Origin of the sequence: Cohnella terricola, from assembly GCF_007786475.1 — a bacterium.
GTDB lineage: Bacteria > Bacillota > Bacilli > Paenibacillales > Paenibacillaceae > Cohnella > Cohnella terricola.
Genome location: NZ_VNJJ01000006.1, coordinates 124,561 through 145,313 on the forward strand (window position 1 = coordinate 124,561; position 20,753 = coordinate 145,313).

Annotated in this window: 18 protein-coding genes; 6 read left to right on the forward strand and 12 right to left on the reverse strand. The window is 53.7% G+C overall.

Translation table 11 applies throughout. The features are described 5' to 3' along the window. Position 1: 1 nt before the first annotated feature. The 5 genes from FPZ45_RS12535 to FPZ45_RS12555 form a co-directional block, all read right to left on the reverse strand. Entirely contained in the window at positions 2-502 is a 501-nt protein-coding gene (locus tag FPZ45_RS12535; RefSeq protein WP_144701953.1) for a MerR family transcriptional regulator, read from the reverse strand. A 99-nt stretch (positions 503-601) separates the two neighbouring features. After that, positions 602-1,057, reverse strand: a complete 456-nt coding sequence (locus tag FPZ45_RS12540) for a GNAT family N-acetyltransferase (protein WP_144701956.1) — start codon at positions 1,055-1,057, stop codon at positions 602-604. 73 nt (positions 1,058-1,130) lie between these two features. Next, positions 1,131-3,548, reverse strand: a complete 2,418-nt coding sequence (gene helD, locus FPZ45_RS12545) for an RNA polymerase recycling motor HelD (protein WP_144701959.1) — start codon at positions 3,546-3,548, stop codon at positions 1,131-1,133. A 412-nt stretch (positions 3,549-3,960) separates the two neighbouring features. Beyond that, positions 3,961-4,884 carry a DMT family transporter gene (locus FPZ45_RS12550; protein WP_144701962.1) on the reverse strand — a complete coding sequence of 308 codons (924 nt, stop codon included), beginning with the start codon at positions 4,882-4,884 and terminating at the stop codon, positions 3,961-3,963. Between the two features lie 91 nt (positions 4,885-4,975). Further along, a complete protein-coding gene (locus FPZ45_RS12555; protein ID WP_144701965.1) occupies positions 4,976-5,836 on the reverse strand; it encodes an NAD-dependent epimerase/dehydratase family protein in 861 nt (286 codons plus the stop codon). A 222-nt stretch (positions 5,837-6,058) separates the two neighbouring features. On the opposite strand from FPZ45_RS12555, the gene FPZ45_RS12560 reads away from it, so the two are divergent. The 5 genes from FPZ45_RS12560 to FPZ45_RS12580 all read left to right on the forward strand — a co-directional run bounded on the left by FPZ45_RS12560 (position 6,059) and on the right by FPZ45_RS12580 (position 10,214). After that, complete coding sequence (locus FPZ45_RS12560) at positions 6,059-7,042, forward strand: GNAT family N-acetyltransferase (RefSeq protein ID WP_144701968.1); 984 nt, start codon at positions 6,059-6,061, stop codon at positions 7,040-7,042. A 350-nt stretch (positions 7,043-7,392) separates the two neighbouring features. Continuing rightward, entirely contained in the window at positions 7,393-8,280 is an 888-nt protein-coding gene (locus FPZ45_RS12565; protein WP_144701971.1) for an aminoglycoside 6-adenylyltransferase, read from the forward strand. 217 nt (positions 8,281-8,497) lie between these two features. Beyond that, on the forward strand, positions 8,498-9,151 hold the full coding sequence (locus tag FPZ45_RS12570) for a TetR/AcrR family transcriptional regulator (RefSeq protein ID WP_144701974.1): 654 nt from the start codon (positions 8,498-8,500) through the stop codon (positions 9,149-9,151). 68 nt (positions 9,152-9,219) lie between these two features. After that, a complete protein-coding gene (locus FPZ45_RS12575) occupies positions 9,220-9,639 on the forward strand; it encodes an SRPBCC family protein (protein WP_144701977.1) in 420 nt (139 codons plus the stop codon). Then, positions 9,636-10,214 carry an NAD(P)H-dependent oxidoreductase gene (locus tag FPZ45_RS12580; RefSeq protein WP_144701980.1) on the forward strand — a complete coding sequence of 193 codons (579 nt, stop codon included), beginning with the start codon at positions 9,636-9,638 and terminating at the stop codon, positions 10,212-10,214. The genes FPZ45_RS12575 and FPZ45_RS12580 overlap by 4 nt, the downstream gene beginning before the upstream one ends. On the opposite strand, the gene FPZ45_RS12585 is transcribed toward FPZ45_RS12580, so the two are convergent. The 7 genes from FPZ45_RS12585 to FPZ45_RS12615 all read right to left on the reverse strand — a co-directional run bounded on the left by FPZ45_RS12585 (position 10,215) and on the right by FPZ45_RS12615 (position 16,450). Continuing rightward, positions 10,215-11,441, reverse strand: a complete 1,227-nt coding sequence (locus FPZ45_RS12585; protein ID WP_144701983.1) for a glycosyltransferase — start codon at positions 11,439-11,441, stop codon at positions 10,215-10,217. It lies immediately after the preceding gene. Beyond that, positions 11,442-12,056: a TetR/AcrR family transcriptional regulator gene (locus FPZ45_RS12590; RefSeq protein WP_144701986.1), complete on the reverse strand. Its 615-nt coding sequence runs from the start codon at positions 12,054-12,056 to the stop codon at positions 11,442-11,444. A 136-nt stretch (positions 12,057-12,192) separates the two neighbouring features. Beyond that, positions 12,193-13,695, reverse strand: a complete 1,503-nt coding sequence (locus FPZ45_RS12595; RefSeq protein ID WP_144701989.1) for a malate:quinone oxidoreductase — start codon at positions 13,693-13,695, stop codon at positions 12,193-12,195. Between the two features lie 223 nt (positions 13,696-13,918). Beyond that, positions 13,919-14,707 (reverse strand): prolipoprotein diacylglyceryl transferase, encoded by a 789-nt coding sequence (lgt, locus tag FPZ45_RS12600; protein ID WP_144701992.1) that lies wholly within the window; start codon positions 14,705-14,707, stop codon positions 13,919-13,921. Positions 14,708-14,767: 60 nt separating this feature from the next. Then, positions 14,768-15,568, reverse strand: a complete 801-nt coding sequence (locus FPZ45_RS12605; RefSeq protein WP_144701994.1) for a M56 family metallopeptidase — start codon at positions 15,566-15,568, stop codon at positions 14,768-14,770. Next, positions 15,565-15,996, reverse strand: coding sequence for a BlaI/MecI/CopY family transcriptional regulator (locus FPZ45_RS12610; RefSeq protein WP_144701997.1), 432 nt, complete (start codon positions 15,994-15,996; stop codon positions 15,565-15,567). The genes FPZ45_RS12605 and FPZ45_RS12610 overlap by 4 nt, the downstream gene beginning before the upstream one ends. Before the next feature lie 67 nt (positions 15,997-16,063). After that, positions 16,064-16,450: a VOC family protein gene (locus FPZ45_RS12615; RefSeq protein WP_144702000.1), complete on the reverse strand. Its 387-nt coding sequence runs from the start codon at positions 16,448-16,450 to the stop codon at positions 16,064-16,066. A gap of 322 nt (positions 16,451-16,772) precedes the next feature. On the opposite strand from FPZ45_RS12615, the gene FPZ45_RS12620 reads away from it, so the two are divergent. Next, a complete protein-coding gene (locus FPZ45_RS12620) occupies positions 16,773-20,750 on the forward strand; it encodes a carbohydrate-binding protein (RefSeq protein ID WP_246120431.1) in 3,978 nt (1,325 codons plus the stop codon). The last annotated feature ends 3 nt before the right edge of the window (positions 20,751-20,753 follow it).

A 20,753-nucleotide genomic window follows, 5' to 3' on the forward strand; every position in this document is an offset into this window, starting at 1 on the left:
GTTATTCCTCCTTAGATTCGGTTCTCTTTTTCCCCTCAGCGAGAAACTCTCCCAACGAATCCAGATGCCGCTCCCAGGTTGTTCTCCGTTCAAGGACAGGTTTCTCGAACTCTATCTTCATTGCTTGCAGCATGCTAGCGAAATCTTCAACCGTTAATTGTCCTTGGCCCTGCAACTGCTTGGACACATGACCGAGCAGTTCCAATCGTTGCTGCTGCAGCTTGATCTGCTCTTTGATCCGGCCGATCTGCAGGCTTACGATCTCCAGCGGCCCGATCTGCCCACCGGTCAGGGCCGACTTAATCTCCTCGAGGGTTAAGCCCAGCTCTTTCAGCGATACAATCTGGTGCAAACGCGACAAATCCGACTCTCCGTACAGCCTGTGTCCGGATTCCGTCTGTTCGGACGGCGAAAACAGCCCGATCTGGTCGTAGAATCGCAACGTTCGCACCGTAAGTCCTGTCAGCTTGGCCAAGTCCCCGACCTTCCAACGTTTGTTCATGAACCATCTCCATTCTTTGGAGCTAGCTTTATACCGGTAACTCGATTATAAAACCTTACGTTACGTAAGGTTCAAGCATTATTTTTTAGAGTTTTTCGTCTATAATTCCATGGTCATAAACGCGCTGTTCGGATCCTCTGCGTAACTCCCGAATGGACCGCAGTAGCGGAATCCTGCATTCTCGTACATCCGCCGCGCAGGTTCGAAAGCTTCCATGGAACCCGTCTCCAGGCTTAGTCTCCGGTAACCGCGCTCTTTCGCAACCGCGATAATGTGCTCCAGAATGTTCCGACCGACGCCCTTCCTTAGGTGCTGCACGACAGTGCGCATCGACTTGAGCTCGCCATGCTCGGGATCGAGCTCTTTCAGTGCCCCGCAGCCAAGCAGCACATCCTGTTCCCAAGCGCTCCAGAACGTAATATCCGGCTTCTTCAGCCCGCTCAGATCGAGCGCATGCACACTTTCGGGCGGGGAATGCTCGAACATGCCTTGAAGATGTTCCTTGATTAAGTCCTGCACTTTAGTACCGGTTAAATCATCGATTCTGATCTCCACCGCAACCCCTCCTCATCTCTATATCTTCGAACTCCATTGTACCAAAAATGGGTTCAAAAGAGCGGGCTCTATCTTAGCGTCCAACCTCATACAACGACGAGTCCAACGCCCGTATGAAGGGCGTCCACTCCCCAGCGGCGTACAGCAGAAGGCGATGCATCGCGCGCGTGCATGCCGTGTAGAAGAGCTTGCGCTCGCTTTCCCGGCGATAAGTCCGCGATGAAGCGTCGTAGATCAGTACCGCGTCGAATTCGACTCCCTTCGCGAGATACGCGGGAACGATCAACGTTCCCTTCTCGAAGACGGGCGTCGTTTTCGTGACGAGCCTTAGCTCTTCGCACCCTAGAGCCGCAAGCTTCTCATAGGCTTCCCGGCTTTCGGATGCCGTCCTCGTTACGACAGCGATGGAGGCGTAACCTTCCGCCCTCAGCTGCGCTAGATCGAGCGCAATCCGCTCCGCCCGAGCCTCGCCGTCTGCCGTTTGCAGAAGCAGCGGCTTTGCGCCCTTTCTATCGAACGGTTCGATCGCCTCTCCGCCCGGCAGTATCGCTTTCGTGAACTCAACGATCTCGCGAGTCGAGCGGTAGCTGCGGTCGAGCGCAAACCGGGTCGTCTCCGTTTCGCCGTAAAGCCGAACGAGCGGCGAAGCCGCGTCTTGCAAATTCGTCGCCTGCGCGAAGATCGCTTGGCCGAAATCGCCGAGTACCGTCATGCGGGCACGGGGAAACAGCTTCTTCAGAAACTCGTACTGAAACATCGAGTAATCCTGGCCTTCGTCGACGAATACATGCCGCACTTCCGTATTCGTTCGGACCCCTTCTACGAGCTCTTTGAGATACAGATACGGCGTCGCGTCCTCGTACAGCAATTCCCCGCGGCTCAGCTTCTCTCTCGTATGCCGGCATATTTCCGGCCATAACCCGGGAGCTTCGGCTCCATTCGTCATCTCCCGGTACGCCGTTTCGTCTTCGAACAATTGACCGTATAATCCGACCATATCAATAAACGACAAACGCTTCACGCCGCGCCGCAAAGGCTTGAATTGCTCCTTCAAAACCATGCGGCGAAGATGATCTTCCTCTCGGTCCGCAAAGTCGAAAACATCGTCATCTTGGCGGCTAATCTTATCCGGTTCGCCGTAGATATCGACATATTGCTGGGCAAAATCAAAGACCGCTTCCTCTTTATGCAACGCTCGGTATGCCTCGGCGTACTGATCGTTATCCAGGTAATTAAGCCCCTCCTGTACCCAGAGCTCTTCCCGCTCCTTGCGTTCCAGCAAGGTTAGCTCCTTCATCAGCCACTCCTGCAGTTGAACGACCCGGTTACTCAAGCGAACGGACGGATCATAACCGTAAAACTGCGATTTGATCCGCTCGGCGGAGATCAGATCGCGATCCCTGAACCGGATCGGGTGGAATCGCATGCCTTCCCGCCCCAGCCATAACGCATAGTTCCGGAGCGCTTGAAGGTACTCTTCCGACGACTTATACCGGATGCCGTTCATCCGCGCTTCGTATCCTGGCGCCCCTTCTTCGGTCAGTGTGTACTCCAACTGGTCGAAAGGGTCTTCCGGTCGCAAATCCGATCCAAGTCCGTATTCCAAATATTCCTGAAAGGTCGTCTGCTGCATATTCTCTTCCCCGAGCTCGGGGAGGACCGTAGACACATAGCTGTTAAACATCGGATTCGGCGAGAACAGGACGATTTGGTCAGCTCTAAGCTTCTCGCGATGTTTGTATAGCAAGTACGCGACCCGCTGTAGCGCCGCCGATGTTTTCCCACTGCCGGCAGCCCCCTGCACGATGAGCATCCGGCTATTATCGTCGCGGATGATGGCATTCTGCTCCTTCTGGATGGTGGCCACGATACTTTTCATCTGCGCGTCCGCACCCTTGCCGAGCACTTGCTGCAGCAACTCGTCCCCGATCGTCAAGCTGGAGTCGAACAGGTTGCGGAGCTGCCCATCGCGTATCTGGTATTGTCGCTTCAGCGTCATCGTTCCTTCGACGCATCCTCCTGGCGTCTCGAAGAAGGCCGCTCCCGGAGAATGATCGTAGTACATGCTCGCAATCGGCGTGCGCCAATCATAGATCAGGAAGCTCAACCCGTCGTCCTCGACGAAGCTCGATACGCCTATATAGACTTGCTCTTGGGAGTCCAAACCCTTCTCCTGGAAATCGATCCGTCCGAAATAAGGAGAAGGAAGCAACCGGTTTAGCCCTTTCCACTGCTGCTGCAGTTGCCGGTGCCTGCGTTCCCTTTCGGACAACACCGCGGCCTGCTGCCGAATCGTGAAGTACGACTCTTCGAAATCTTCCTGCGTGCTTGTATTCACCGTAACTTCTTCCCAGAATCGCTTGCGGATGTCGGCCGCTTGGTCGCGAAGCAAGTCGGCTTCGGGTTCCAGTTCGGCGATTCTCGCTCTTAGCTTTACGGTGACCCGATCCAACCGATCCTGCTCTTGCCGCCAATCCTTTGCGCTCGTCATCCTTCTGAACACGCTCCTTATCGATCGTTTCTGGAGGGGAAAAGAACGTTTGACAAACCGTCCGGCCATGTGATAAGATTAAAGTGTAAATAAAATGCATTAAATTTGTCCTTTTCAAGAAAAACTCCAGAGGTTTTACCATCTTAACACAACGCGTCTTTGCGTGCAATTATTTTTAAATGACCGAACCCGGCAAACCTGCCGGGTTCTTTTTATTTGTTATTCTTTCTCCGCCATTCGTAGTCCGACGAAACCGAACTAAATTGCTCGAATCCACATCCACGCCGCCTGTAGTCCGACGAAACCGAACTATATCGCTCGAACCCACCTCTCACGCGCCTGTAGTCCGACGAAACCGTACTAAAATTCTACTACCTCGCCCAAGGCTGCCGATTCTACACAGACAACCAGTTTATGTCCCGACCGAGTTATCGATCCGGCTAGAAGCGGCAGGAGTGTTCGCTGGTTTTTCCTTATGCCCTGGCTTCGCGAAACTAAGTATGAGAAAGCCGATGACGAATATGAGCGTTCCGCCGATTACGTAGATCGTAATCGGGTCGCGGAAGAACAAATACGACCAGACGATCGCAAAAATAACGGTGCAATTGCCGACGATCGCGACGATCGCGAACGGCACCCGCTTGATCGCTTCCGCGAACCAGAAAAAGCTGAGCCCGGTGATAATCCCGAGAAGGACTAAAGCACTCCACGCCCAAGCCGATACCGGACCGATAAACCCGTGCGATTGGATCGGAATCGGTGCGGCGACGATTATGGTGCTTAACAGGAAAACGGACAAGTTCATATTGCCGTTATCCATCGTCTTCAGCAGCATACGCTGGCTAAGGACATGCACTGCGGCACCGATCCCAGCCAACGTGAACAGCAGCGTCGTCAACCCGCTGCCTTCTGCCAATTCGCCGAGCGGCGTGCCGTTCCAACCCACGACGATGACGCCGGCAACGCAGAATGCCGCGGCAACCCAGCCCCTCGGCGATATTTTTTCTTTGAACAGCAAACCGGCCGCTAACAGCAATACGACGGTCTGAACAGGCTGAACGAGAATATTGCCGTAGGAGTATCCGATCTTCAAAGCGATATTCTCGAACGTATAATTGGCCGCTTTCCCGATGGCGCCTATCCAGATCCATTTCATCCCCATGCGAATTTGAAGCCGGCCGTCACGAATATACAGGGAGATGCCAAGAAAGATCACTCCGAAAAAAAAGCGAGCGAACGAAATGATGGCGCTGTCCACCATCGTCGACGCCGTTTTGACAAGCACGCCAACGAAGCTCCAAGCCAGCGTCGCCAGCAGGAGTAGTATATAACTCAAGATGATTCACCCTCTTCGATCGCATCAGGAAACAAACTAAAGAGGCTGCCCCCTTGAACGACTACGGCAGGGGCAACCTCCTATGAATCTATTATTTGCCGAGTTGCTCGCGCCATTTGTACTTCGGTGTCCAGCCCAGCAGTTTCATAGCTTTCTCGCTGCTAAGCAACGATTCGTGCCCCTCCAGGGGCGCACGGAAATCCGTCACTTCAGGATAACGCGCAGCCATCAACTCGCGGCTCGGAACGGCCATACTCGTCTCGTCGGAGGCGAGATTAAGCGCGACAGAACCGAGTCCATCCGTCTCAATCGCCAGACGGCAGGCTTCCGCGGCATCGCGGGTATCGATGTAGCTCCACAGAATCCGTTCGCGTTCTTCCGGATTGTTGATCCAAGATGGAAATCGCTCGTACCATTCAGGAGGAATCACGTTGCCGAGACGCAGCGATACGACCTGAATGCCAGTTCTACGATGGAACATGTCCGCGGTCAATTCGTTCACGACCTTCGATAAGCCGTAGCTATCCTGCGGCAACTGCGGGTGCGCTTCATCCATCGGCACGTATTGCGGTCCGAACGGATGAACGGCGAAGCAAATCCCGTACGAGGATTCGCTGGAAGCGATGACTGCTTTCTTGATGCCTAGTCCTGAAGCCGCTTCCAAAACATTGTAAGTCGCCATCACATTATTGCGGAATGTGACTTCCGGCGGTACCATTCCCGCTCTTGGGATCGCCGCCATATGAACGACCGCGTCGGCCCCGGCCAAAGCGCCGTAAGTCTGGCCCAAATCTTCAAGGTCTACGATAAGCGTCGGGCACAGCGGCTCCTCAGGGTGGCGCGTATCGACATTAAGCACCTCGTAACCGCTCTCAACGAAATGCTTGACGACCCATCGTCCCAGCATGCCGCTCCCGCCGGTCACGACTACTTTTTTCGTTTGATCAGCCATTGCCATCTTTCCCTCCGTATCTCCGATGTTAGATTCATCATTTTAGAAATTTCTGTCCAGATACTTAGAAGTATAATGTTCATCCGCGAGAAAAGTCTACTTACATTATTCCGCAGCTCCTTGATCCGCGGGAGTTGTCAATTATAACCAAAAAATCCCGTGATTGGCGAGAAGGAGTGTGCGATAATTACGATATGAAAAAAGGGCGGAGGTGCCGACGAAATGAACTATACGATTCGCAAGCTGCGCCACCCGGACGATTACGAAGACGTAGCCCCGCTTCTTAATCTGATCTGGTCTGAGCCTACAACGGCCGAAAGGCTGCAGGAGGACGAAGAGAAGATCCCTCCGGGACAGCTGCATTATAACGAGGACGGACAGCTGATGGGATGGGATCGGCCCAAGTGGGTCGCGGAAGACGAGCGAGGCCAAGTCGTTGCCTACGCGATCGCCTGGAGAGCGCCTTGGTTCACGCCGGGAGAGCTGGTCCATACCCTCGTCGTCCACCCCGACGCCCGGGGGAACGGAGTCGGAGGAGCATTGTACGCCACGCTTCTAGAGTGGGCGAAGGAAGTCCGAGCATCTAGGCTGATCGACTTTATACGGGAGTCGGACGAGCAGTCGATCGCGTTCGCGGAACGCCGCGGTTACGCCACAGAACGGCACAGCTTCGAATCGGTGCTCGAGCTGAAGACGTTCCGTTTCGACGAGAAGCTGGAGGCATCAATCGCCGATGCGGAACGCGGCGGTATTCGTTTCGTGACACTTGCGGAGGAACCCGGCGAAGAGAATGAGAGAAAGCTGCACGAACTGTACAAAGTTACACATTTCGATATTCCGGGTTTTACCGGGGATTATCCTTGGTTCGAGGAGTGGAAAAAGTGGAATCTCGACCCGCCGGGCATTCGCCCCGAATGGATCCACATCGCCAAAGACGGAGATCGCTACGTCGGCGTCGTCGCACTACTGCATAACGAGCAGACGCAGGCGATGTACCACGAGTACACAGGGATGCTGCCGGAATACCGCGGCCGTCGGATCGCGCTTGCCTTGAAGCTGCTCGGCATACGATCCGCGCTTGCGAGCGGAGCCCCCTACTTAAAAACGCACAACGACTCGATGAACGCCCCTATGCTACGCATTAACCGCGATTTGCTCGGTTTCCGTGCGGAGCCGGGCAACTACAAAATGATCCGCGAGCTTTAGCGGGCGCGACGAAGGCACCCTTTTCCGGGTGTCTTCATCAATGTCCAGGCCGTCTGGCACGCTCGTTTACCGGCAAATCTATGATTAACGATGTTTTTCATCGCTTCTCCACTAACTTCTACTGTTTTGTTGCTCAATAGTGATGTTATTCATCGCTACTTACCAGAGATTTCCCACCAGCTCGCGAATGTGATGCTAATAACGATGTTTCTCATCGGTATTGGCTTGCGCAGTGGGGCAGGTTCGCTCAATAGCGATGATTTTCAACGTTATTTTCGAGTCAACGACACGCTCGAAGCTGTTGCGAATTGGATTTACGTTATAATCACAACAACAGGAGTGAATGATGAATGCGTACAGAAGCTGAAATGATGCAAACGATCCGCGACTTCGCAGCGAACAACGAGCAAATCCGCGCCGCTGTCTTGAACGGCTCGCGGGCGAATCGGGACGCGCCTCGCGATCTGTTCCAAGATTACGATATCGTATATTTCGTGGACTCCGTTCAGTCTTTTGTCGACGACCCAAGCTGGATTTCCCGCTTCGGCGACATTCTGATCATGCAGACGCCTGACCGGATGGATCACCCGCACGCGGAGCGGTTCGATAAATTCGCTTATCTCATGATTTTTACGGACGGGAATCGAATCGACCTGACTTTCTATCCGTCGAATCGGTTAGATCAGTATATCCATGATAGCCAGACCATCGTTCTGCTGGATAAGGACGGGCTTCTCGGGCATGTGCCCCTGCCGAGCAATCTCGATTACATTCCGTCTCCTCCCGACGGCAACCAATTCTATCATTGTTGCAACGAGTTTTGGTGGGTCTCCACTTATGTGGCGAAGGGCCTTTGGCGCCGACAGTTGCCGTATGCGATGCGGATGTACGAAGGACCGGTTCGCGACATGCTGATGCTCATGAGCGTATGGTACATCGGAGCGAATACCGGCTTTCAAGTAGAAACGGGCAAAGAGGGCAAATATTTCGAGAAATACTTGGACTCTTCAAAGTGGATCTCGTTCACTAGGACATATGCGGATGGCGATTACGATCGGGTCTGGCAAGCTCTGTTCGAGATGGGGAATTTATTCCGCGATCTGGCGCAAGCGGCAGCCGAACATTTCAGTTTCGCGTACCCGGCCACCGAAGACAAGCGTGTATCCGCTTATCTCCGTCGGATACACGACCTCCCGGCGGATGCGAAAGACATCGGACTGCAGTTAGCCGATCTCTGACAGACCATTAACTCGTCCGCGGCCGGGATCACGGCAGCTCTTAAGATCTGACCGCGTTTTCCGCCGTCCCGTCACCTTTAGATGGCTATGCTCCGGCCCGATGCCCGGGTCATCTGCCGTCGCCCCTCCTCGTTCGATTTCAATTGACCGGCCCTGCTTGTCGTCTTGATTGCCGTGTCGTATATTATTAATAAAATTCCATGCAAGGTGTGATGGCATGTCTCCCCGTACCAAAAAACAGAACGAGTCTATTCGAGAACAGCGCAAACAAGAGATTTTGCGGGCGGCCATCCAAGTCTACGCAGCCAAGGGCTATTCGGCTGCGGCGTTGAGCGATGTTGCCGAGCGGGCCGGTCTAGCGAACGGACTGGTGTATTACTACTTCAAAAGCAAACAAAAGCTCTTTCGGGAGCTTTACGAATATATGATGGATCAATCTCTACGCTATACGACAGCGTACTTCGATCAGGACGTGCCCGTGCTCGAACAATTTCAAAAGTACGCCGCACTTATCTGCGAACGCGTCATTGAGGATCCCGAGACTCAGCACTTTTATATGAGAATCGTCTTGGACCTGCATCATCTGTACGAGCCTGGGGAATTGTCGCCCTTCGATTGGATGAAGAATTTCATCCAGCCCATGACGCAGGCAATTGACAGAGGGATTGAGCAAGGAGTTATCCGCCGGGGTGATGCCTATTTGATGGCTATGCAATTTTGGGGAGCCGTCTCCCAGGGCATGAACTATCTGGACCAATTCGTTCAAGACCTCGAGACTCAAGATCTGACGGCAACGAAAAAGAATGATGAAGTCCGCGCTAAAATCCGGCAGATTGCTGAGTCGGCAATTTTGTTTTTCAAACAAGAGTAATCTTTCTTGTTTTTTTGGTTGACTGTTAACTCAGTCAAAAATATAATGATCGCAAGGAGCGTGATAACTTGCCAACGATTCATAAGGAAATTTTGATTGGTGCCTCACCTGAGCAAGTATGGGATGCAGTTAGCGACGTAGGCGCCGTCCATACTCGCCTAGTCCCCGGATACACCGAGAACACGATGATGGATGGGCACGAAAGAACACTCATGTTGCCCGGCGGCGGAAGCGTGCGGGAACTTATCGTATCCATCGACCCCAACGAACGGCGCATGGCCTATGCGGTCAAAGAAGGCCGAATACCGCTGACGCATCATCATGCCTCCTTGCAAGTACTTCCTCATGACGGCAACTCCGCCAAGCTCGTATGGATCACCGATTTCCTTCCCGATCTTCTTGCCGCTGAGATACAAGCGCGTATCAATCGAGGCGCAGAGGTTATGAAAGAGACGATCGAGACCGAAGTGCGAGGAGGAAATCGATGAGAATTCTAGTCGTGGCGGCTCATCCACACATTGAACAGTCGCGCGTCAATCAGTGCTGGTTGGCGGAATTGCGTCGATCCCCCGATACTATAACGGTTCATGAGCTATACAAGACCTACCCCGACTTTGCAATCGATGCCCAGAAGGAGCAAGACCTCGTTGCGCAGCATGACCGCATCGTATTGCAATTCCCGATCCAATGGTACAGCGTGCCGGCATTGCTCAAGATGTGGCTGGATGACGTGTTCACGACAACCTGGTTGTTCGGAGCCGGCGGCAGAGCCGTGGCGGGGAAAGAACTCGTCCTGGCCATGTCGATCGGAGGAGACGAATCTACCTACCAGTCAGGCGGCATAATTGGATATACGATCAGCGAACTGGTACGCCCCCTTCAAGTCTTCTCCAACCAAATCGGCATGACTTTCCTGCCGCATTATAAATTATATGGCGCGATGAAGGCAACGGACTTCCAGATCAATAATAGCGCTTCAAGTTATGTTCAACATATCTCGTCTCCCGACCTTAATCCCATCATTGCGAGAAAACGCATGTTTGCCGAGATGAGCCGGGCTTAGTCACCACCCTAAGAGTCGCTTCTCCACGGCTGCCGCTGCCGCAACAGGTCCGCCCGCCGATGCGAATCCCTCGGATACTTTACGAGCGCCTTCAACGCGCTTCATCGCCTCGCGCACTTGGAAACGCAGGCGATCCGGGGTGAGTCTGCCGGCCGGCAGACGCGTACCTGCTCCGGCTACTTCGACGCGCCGCGCTACCTCCAATTGATCGCGGCCGAAAGGCACCGCGCATACGGGTACGCCATAAAGCAACGCTTTCTGGGTTGCCCCCATTCCGCCATGCGTAATGGCGCATACTGCTCGATCTAGGATGAGTCCATGCGGGATGAATGGTAACAAACTGGCATTGGCTGGAGCACGGAATGCTGCTGAATCTTGAGAGGGAAGCGTTGCGATGATGTGGACGTTCTCTTCCGCAAGGGCATCGAGCGCCGCTTCGATGAGGCGGCCGTCATTCTGATATTCCGAGGAGGTCGTGACTAGTACGATAGGCCGTTCGATTTTCTGCAGCCACTCTGGAGGTTCGGCGGGAGGATCCCATGCGCACGGGCCGACCATGACAACGTTCGGCGACCAATCAGAGCGCGGATACTCGAAAGGCTCGGCTGTAAGGTAGAGAAGGAGCGGCGGTCGACCGAACATTTCGTCGGCACTGCTGACCGGATCAAGTCCGAGATTTGCGCGTATTCCGTTAAGCGGCGGCAACATTGTACGCTCAAAAACACCTACGAACAACGGCTTTAACGCGCGATCGCGAAGTCTGCCCATCGGTCCGCGAGCAGGCGGGAGGCCGGGTCCGAAAGGCGGAGCATCGCGAGAAGTTACCGCGAGCGGATAAGGGCAGAACGTCGCCCATGGACCGCCCCAAGCCTCGGCGGCCGCAACGGCGCCCCAGCAGTTGATATCCACGATGACCGCATCGGGAGCCGTTGCCGAGATCGCTTGCTGAAGATCGGGGCCGTCATATTCCGCACGGGCGCTGAACATACTTACGGAACGCTGAAGCCCTCCTCGGGCCGTGCGCGCCTTGTAATCATCGTGGGGCATCGCTTCGATCCGGTTGCCGATAGACGCGGCATCGAAGCCGTGCGCCCGGGCGAGGTCCAACTGCGAAGCCAACGTGCGCAGGATGATGTCATGGCCTCTTGCTCTAAGCTCATCCAGAATCGGAATCAGCGGATACAAGTGTCCGCGAGCAGGCGAAGTATAGGCAAGTATACGAGCCATCTACGTTCCTCCTATTAGGGGTTGAAGTAGCTCGCGTAGAGCGAGCTCGGTTTGACTCCGGCTCATGCCCCGATGCCGGCGCAAGAGCTGCCAAATGTAGACGTCGGTTATGGCGAACAATTGTGCGAGGCGTCTTTCCCGTTCTTCGCCTTGCAGTACGGCTAGAACCGGGGAGAAGACTCGTTCGCACCACATCTGATGATATTTGCGGCCTTGGTCGACAAGCTCGCGCACGGCAATCGTTCGGTGCTCCTCAGCCAACATGCGAAGCACCCCATTACCTACTTCTTCATAGTGATCGAGCAATATTCGCAGGGCCTCTGCCACGTCCCCTGCCTCCGGTTGGTCGCGGTGACTAGCAATTCGCTTGTACTCGCGCTCGGCGGCCGCAGTAAATAGCCCCTCCTTACCTCCGTAACGTCGGATCACCGTCTGCACGGAGACGCCCGCTCGGCGCGCAACCTCATCGAGAGCGATGTGATCCATCGGTTTCTCGTAAAAAACCTGCACCGCGGCATCGAGAATGCGCTCGCCCGTCTCGGCCGCCGACTGTGCTCTTGCTTGCATTCGGTAAGATCGCGTGGCGGTCTCGGACGGTTCCTTATCGTTCTCCACTTGGGTTTCCTTCGCTTTCTTGCATATTCATGTTAATCACACTAACATCAAATATTCGTCAAGTCAATGGGCATAGCGAAACGGCCTCCATCCCATGGCATTCAGGACGGAGGCCGCTTCATATGCGAGTATTTTCTTAAGAGACGGTTTGCAGTTCGCGATTCAGACCAAGAGCCCGTGCTGTCGAAGTATGGATCTCATCGATCAGCTCGGGATTCTTCGCGAGCGACACGCCATAGGAAGGAATCATTTCTTTGATTTTAGCTTCCCACTCTTTTATATGTTGCGGGAAGCATTTTTTCATCACTTCCAGCATAACGGAGACAGCAGTGGAAGCGCCTGGAGATGCTCCGAGCAAGGCCGCGATCGAGCCGTCTGCCGCGCTAACGACTTCCGTGCCGAATTGAAGCGTGCCTTTGCCGCCGGCATCGGTATCCTTAATAACTTGCACGCGTTGACCGGCCACTAGAAGATCCCAATCCTCGCTTTTGGCGTTCGGGACGAACTCCCGCAACTCTTCCATACGTTTTTCTTTCGACAACATCACTTGCTGGATCAGGTATTTGGTCAAAGACATGTTCTTCGCGCCCGCCGCCAGCATCGTCATGACGTTGTTCGGCTTCACGGAACCGATCAGGTCGAACATGGAACCGGTTTTTAAGAACTTAGGCGAGAACCCGGCAAACGGTCCGAAGAGCAGCGACTTCTTGTTATCGATAAATCGAGTGTCCAGATGCGGAACGGACATCGGAGGAGCGCCGACCGGCGCTTTGCCGTATACTTTGGCATGATGCTGCTCGACGATATCCGGATTCGTACACACCATAAATAACCCGCTAACCGGGAAGCCCCCGATATTTTTCCCTTCGGGAATACCGGACTTCTGCAATAGGGGCAAGCTGCCTCCCCCGCCTCCGATAAAGACGAATTTGGCGGTATGGCGTTCTACGCTGCCGCTATCGATGTTCCGCACTTTCAATTCCCACAGGCCTTCGCGATTACGCTTAATATCATCCACTTGATGTTTATATTTTATGCCGACGTTTTGACTCGTTAAGTGATCGAATAAGATGCGCGTTAACGCACCGAAGTTGACGTCCGTTCCGGAGTCGATCTTGGTTGCCGCGATCGGCTCGTTCGATAGCCGGTTCTCCAACATTAGCGGAATCCATTCCTTCAGCTTATTCGGATCATCGGAGAATTCCATTCCCTGAAATAGGGGATTGTTGGACAATGCCTCGAAACGTTTCTTCAAGAACGATACGTTTTTCTCCCCTTGCACAAAGCTCATATGGGGCAGCGGCATAATAAAGTCATTCGGGTTGCTGATCAGCTTGCGGTCGGCAAGATAAGACCAGAACTGTCTCGAGACTTGAAACTGCTCGTTAATGCTTATCGCTTTGCTGATATCAACGGAGCCGTCCGGTTTCTCAGTGGTGTAGTTAAGCTCACATAGCGCCGCATGCCCGGTGCCCGCATTGTTCCATTCGTTAGAGCTTTCCTCTCCTGCGCTGGCCAACTTCTCGAACACCGTGATTTTCCATTCCGGCACTAATTCTTTCAGCAGCGTCCCCAGAGTCGCGCTCATGACGCCGGCACCAATCAAGATAACGTCTGTTGTAGGTTGTCTGTTGCTCATTCTATACCGTCCTTACATGCTGATATTTGAGGAAAAGATGTAGGCGCACCCACTCTGGCCACATAGCAAGGCAGCGTGCGACCACGTCACACACCTTTTCGCGTTCATCTGTTATAGTATAGCACTTATTTATATTCATAGATTAAGATACTTACTATTATACAATAGATATACACGATATAAGAACCGGTAAATTTCAGGGTGACGGTCCTGAAAGTTCCGCTCATGGCGTCAACTCGTTCCGAAGCCGGCGCCGGTCGCGTACGTAAAGCAAGATCATCATGCACAAGCTGGCCGCGATAACGCTAAAACCGGTCCACTGGCCGGCCGTCCAATGGAACGCGTAACGAGGCGAATCCCCCCGCAGCCATTCCAGATTAAACCGCCCGAACGAATACAGGACATTATAAGCCAAGAACAGCATCCCCGTTGTCCATCTTCTGTTTCTTAACAGGAGCAGCAAGACGAAAATGATTAGATCCCACTGGCTTTCCAATATTTCCGCCGGCCACAGCGGCTGGGATCCGTAAGTATCGAAAGCAGCAGTACCTTCCCGATAAACCATTCCGAAACCGAGTCCAGTCGGAGAACCGAAGGCGTCCCCGTTCAGAAAGCAGGCGATTCTGCCGATCGATTGCCCCAATACGATGGCCGGAGCCAATAGATCCGCCAATTCCCAGAACGACAAGCGGTGCTTCCGCGTGTAGATGAGCATGGCGACGAAGCCGCCGATCAAAGAGCCTTGGACCGATATTCCGCCGTTCCAGATCGCCGGGATTTCGATCAGATGCTTTGAATAATACTCCCATTGAAAAAAGAAAACATGCCAGAAGCGCGCCGACACGATCGCTCCGACGAACAAGTAAGGCAGCATATTCGAGATATGGTCCCGGTATGGCGTACCCGCGGCCAAGTATTGCGCTACCCCCAGCGCCAATAACGCAGCCAATGCCGAAACGACCCCGTGCGTATAAATGTGGAAATCTCCAATCGTAAACAATACAACGCTCATTTGCTGATCCTCCCTGATTGAACTACATTGTGTAGTGTAATTGATTAAAAAAAGGGGGGATTATGAATCCCCGCTAAGCATCAAAAGCAGCAGCATCGAAACGGACATCAGCAGTGGCCTAACCCAGGCAACCTTAACCTTTACCGTCTTATCGGGATCAAGAACCTGAGCGATTCGATAGTTCATGGCGGTCGCCCCGAAATGAACGGCAGCCGCAAGTCGCCGCTGGTTCCCGAGCTTCGACAATTTCAGAAGCACGCTGGCCAAAGGCAGCTCCGTGCCCATTCGACGAATCGCAAAGCGGTCGGCCAGAAGCTCCATCCAGGTATGATAGTAGCGAAGTACCGGGCTCATGATCGGCAAATATCCGAATCCTTCGGTCAACATTCTCGCCAGAAACCATTTCGCATTGTCGCGATTATGGCAATGATGCCATTCGTGCAACACGATCGCCTTCACCTCATCGTCGGTGAACATCTCGAGAACGGCGCTCGAAACGACGATGGCCGGTCTTCGGAGTCCGAATGACAGCGCGACGAACGCTTTGTCCTTCACCACGATAATCTCCGTTCCGAGATTCCGGTATTTATAGGCAAGGCGTCTTGATAGTTTCAGGTGCTGGTTAGAACGAAAACGCCCAAGCCATCTCCGCGACAAATACGCCTGGGCGACGATTCGCCAGATCATTCGAATTAACGTGTATCCGGCAACCACTCCGACTCCGATGTATGCCGCATCCGTATGCCGAAGCCCGGCACTTCCGGTAGAGCAAGCGAGATATATTGCCAGTTGCACGCTGAATAATACAATAAAGGCAATCATCGTCGCATAGATCCATTTCAGCTTAGCCGAAGGACTCATGGTTTGTTCCTCTTTTTAATCTCGCTTAATTTCCGTTCCAACTTCGCGATCATCTCTTGATCCGCGTCTTCAAGAGCATCGATCATGTGGCTCACGATCAAGCTCCCGTATTCCTGAATGAGCCCCTGAGATACCGCTTTCGTCTGCTCCGAGAGAAATTGCTCCCTCGACTGCACGGTACTGAATCGCGCCGCTTGGGTTCTGCCGGTGCCGACCAGCGTTTTGGTTAGATGGCCTTTATCCAACAGGCGATTCATGACCGTCGTTACCGCGTTGATCGAGATCGGATGGTCTTGGTTAAGAATCGTTTGCACTTCCTTGATGCTCATGCCCTCGGAAGACCATAAAAGGTCCATTATTCTCGCTTCAAGCGGCCCGAAAAAACGATTCAGTCCCTCTCCGTTCACGTTTAGCTTTTTAATCTTCAATCCATCACGCCCTTATATACTACATATTGTAGTGTGATCGGATGCAGATTGTCAATATTGGGCAGGATCAGCTTTTTCTTCCCGATCCGAAGCCGATGATATAACCGTCCAAATCCCGAACGGAGAAATCTTTCCAAGCTCCCCAATCATGCTCGGTTACCGTAGGCTCGGATACGATTATCGCGCCGTTTGTTTTCAACTCATCGTATAACGTATCGAGCTCGTCGTGAGTCTGCACATAAGCGTATGTATTCCAAGTGCCTTTATTGGGTCTAACGTCTTCTACATCATGGGCCTGAATCAATTTAAATCCGAGCCCAAAATCGTCCCGAATGGCCCAAAACTCGTTCACGTCGCATCCCAAAGCCTCTCCGTAATATTTCATCGACTTCTCCAAATCGGATACTAACAGCACGGTTAGGGAATTTTCGATTCTTGCCTTCTTCTTCTCCATCGTCGGTTGATCGCTCCTTTTTCGAATATCGCTTGAGCAGGCAGACATACAAATTATTCGCGATTCGATTCCAAATTCCTCCATTTCCCGAATCATAATTACGCACACGATATGAATAGAATTACTCCTTCAACCGGAAACACTCCCTGTCGTATGATTACAATGCACCACTTTAAAATCTTCCAAAACGAAGGAGGGATGTCGAACTTTGTGGTATCGCTTACATTGGTAAAAAGAAGAAAACAACAGAAGGGAATGGATGAGCAAACCACACTGAAAGGTACGCACTCTAGCACTTTAATTTGAAGGGAGAATGAAGTTTATGAGAAGGCAAGGACGAATTGTCTCTTGGGTGTGCATCCTGACTCTAGCGATCGGGACGCTCCTATCCTCGCTAGGATCGCCTGCCCCCGTTCAAGCGGCCGGAGGCCCTAACCTGGCCGCAGGCAAACCCACGGCGGAGTCCGGTCATGCCGACGTTTATGTCTCGGCCAATGTCACGGACGGCAACGCAGGCACGTATTGGGAGAGTGTCAACAATGCCTTCCCGCAGTGGGTTCAGGTCGACCTTGGCAGCGCGGTCTCCATCGATCAAGTCGTGCTGAAGCTGCCTTCCGGATGGGAAAGCCGCTCGCAGACGTTATCCATCCAAGGAAGCACCAACGGCACCAGCTTCACGGATCTTAAGTCATCGGCCAGCTATACGTTTAATCCGAACGCGGCGAATACGGTCACGATCAATTTCGCCGCAGCTAGCGCGCGTTACGTGCGGGTGAACTTCACCGCCAACACGGGTTGGCCTGCCGGTCAGCTCTCCGAGCTTGAGGTTTACGGCGCCGCTTCGGTCGCTCCGTTAACCATACCCGGCAAGATAGAAGCGGAAAATTACAGCGCGATGAACGGAATCCAGACCGAGCCGACATCGGATGTCGGCGGCGGCCTTAACGTGGGCTGGATCGACGTAGGCGACTGGCTGGATTACAACGTGAACGTGCAAACCGCCGGCGCTTATACCGTCGAGTATCGGGTAGCCAGCATTGCCACGACGGGTCAAATTCAGCTTCGCTCCGGCTCGACGACTCTTGCCACTACGAACGTGCCGAACACCGGGGGCTGGCAGAATTGGCAGACCGTCACGGCGAACGTGACGCTTAGCGCGGGGCAACAGACGCTGCGCCTCTACGCCAGCGGATACAACTTTAATATCAATTGGCTTAATTTCATCGCGGGTACCGCAACGGATACCCAACCTCCTACCGCTCCGTCCAATCTCGCCTTTACACAGACAGCCCCGAACACGATTAACCTGACCTGGAATGCCTCGACGGATAACGTCGGCGTGACCGGCTACGACATCTACGCGAACGGCCAGCTTCGCGGCAGCGTGAACGGATCGACGCTCACCTATTCGGACAACCAACCTTCTACCGCTACGGTGACCTACTACGTCGTAGCCAAAGATGCCGCCGGCAACGTATCCGCTCAGAGCAACTCGGTCACGCGGAACGGTTCGGGCGGCGGCAACGATACGAACCTTGCCGTCGGCAAACCGATTACGGCATCCTCGTCAACCTTCACCTTCGTCGCGACGAACGCCAACGATAACGACATTAACACTTACTGGGAAGCTAGCGGCCATCCAGGCACGCTCACCGTAGACCTTGGTGCCAATGCCAACGTCACGTCCGTCGTCATCAAGCTGAACCCTTCCAGCGCATGGTCGACACGAACGCAGACGATCCAAGTACTGGGACACGATCAGAATTCCACGACCTTCTCGAATCTGGTCTCCGCCGCCACGTATACGTTCAACCCGGCCACGCAGAATACCGTTACGATTCCCGTAGGCGCGACGGCAAGCAGCGTACAGCTTCGGTTCACTTCCAACTCCGGAGCTCCGGGCGGGCAAGTCGCGGAATTCCAAATCATCGGCACGCCGGCTCCCAATCCGGACCTGACAGTAACCGGCCTTACTTGGTCGCCTGTCTCTCCGATCGAGACTGATGCCATTACGCTTAGCGCAACCGTAAAGAATATCGGATCTCTCGCCGCTTCGGCTACGAACGTCAACTTCTATCTGGGCAGCTCCCTCGTCGGAACGGCTTCCGTAGGAGCTCTCGCCGCTGGCGCATCGACGGTCGTCTCCGCGAACATCGGCGCGAAGGATGCCGGATCTTATTCCGTTACCGCCAAGGTTAACGAGAACGGCGCCGTGATCGAGACGGACAGGTCTAACAACAGTTACACCAATCCGTCCTCTCTGATCGTCGGTCAAGTGCAGAGCTCCGACTTGATCGGGACGACGTCCTGGACGCCTAGCAATCCGAGCGCTGGCAATACCGTGACCTTTACCGTGAACCTCAAAAACCAAGGAAACATTGCTTCCGCCGGAGGGGCTCACGGCATTACGCTCGTGCTGAAGAATGCGGCGGGCGCCACTGTTCAAACCTTAAGCGGGTCTTACAACGGTTCCCTGGCCGCGGGAGCGTCGACCAACGTCACGCTCGGCACATGGACGGCGGTCAACGGCAGCTACACGGTCACGACAACGATAGCGGCGGACGCCAACGAAGTTCCCATCAAACAAGCGAATAACGTGAGCACGTCCAGCCTTTATTCCGGCCGAGGCGCCAACATGCCGTTTACCATTCTCGAAGCCGAGTCTCTCTCCAACAGCACCAACGGCACGAGATTGGCTCCGAACTTTACGCCGGGCGACTTCGCGGGCGAAGCTTCCGGACGTTCGGCCGTTTATCTCGATTCGAACGGCAAATACGTCGAGTTCACGCTGACGTCTCCGGCTAACGCTTTCGTTCTTCGCAACGCGATAGCGGACAACACTTCCGGAACGATCAGCTTATACGTGAACGGCGCTAGCAAAGGCAAGTTTAACGTCACGTCCAAATTCTCTTACGTATACGCAACTCCTAGTACGCTTGGAGAACTCGGCTACAATAACTCGGGTTCTAAAGCGTACTGGCTCTACGAAGACGCTCAGCTTATGCTGGATCAAGTCTATCCGGCCGGAACGAAGATCAAGATTCAGAAAGACGCCGGAGACGTGCCTTGGATCTACGTCGACTTGCTCGAGACGGAGAATGTAGCGCCGCCCGCTTCGAATCCGGATCCGAGCAAATACGTGCAAGTGTCGAACACCAAATCGATCGAGCAAGCGTTGAACGAATTCAGACAGGATTCATCCAAGAAGGGAATTTTCATCCCGGCCGGTGAATGGACGATCTCATCCAAGATCTTCTTGTATGGCCGGGCTACGGAAATCATCGGCGCAGGCCCATGGCATACCAAGCTGATGGCTCCGCAGAACCAAACGAATACCGATGTCGGCTTTAACATCAGCTCCACCGCTAACGGATCGACCATCAAAGACATGTCCGCATGGGGCAACTACGTCTACAGAACAGACGGACCGGGCAAATTCATTGACGGTAACGGCATGCAGAACGTGACCATCGACAATATTTGGGCCGAGCACTTTATCTGCCTGTACTGGGGAGTCAACTCCTCGTACAATACGTTCAAGAACAACCGAATTAAGAACATGTTCGCAGACGGCATCAATATGACCAACGGTTCGTCCTACAACGTCATCGACAACAACTACGCTAGAGCAACCGGGGACGATTCGTTCGCCTTGTTCAGCGCGATCGATTCGGGCGGCTCCTACAACGTAGGCAACAAGTACACGAATCTCACCGCCACCAACGTAAGACGCGCGGCCGCCTTCGCCGCTTACGGCGGGCAGAACAACCTGTTCCAGAACCTGTACGCCGCGGACACCTTGACCTATCCGGGCGTGACCATCAGCAGCTTAAGCTTCGGATACAACACGCTCGGATTCGGAGCGCAGGATACCGTCTTCGATGGCATCACGCTGGACCGCACGGGAGGAGATTTCTGGACCAGCGTCGGAGCCGACGACAAGATCAACGATTACCAGAACTTCGGAGCCATCTGGTTCTTCGGCGGCGACAGGGATTTCAAGAACATCCTCGTGAAGAACGTCGATATCAATAATCCGGTCTACTTCGGACTGATGTTCCAAACCAAATCTCCCGAGAACCTAGCGATGCAGAACATCCGGCTGGAGAACATCACGATCAACAATCCGCCCCGCTACGGCATTAAGCTCGTCGCCAAGGCGGAGAACGGGCAAGGACCGGTCGTCGGATCAGCGAGCTTCACCAATGTCAAAATCAACAACCCCGGCGTCACGGCCATTTACGGCGAAAGTAAAAGTCCGAACTTTACCGTCATTCGAGTATCGGGCAACAACTGGTAATCA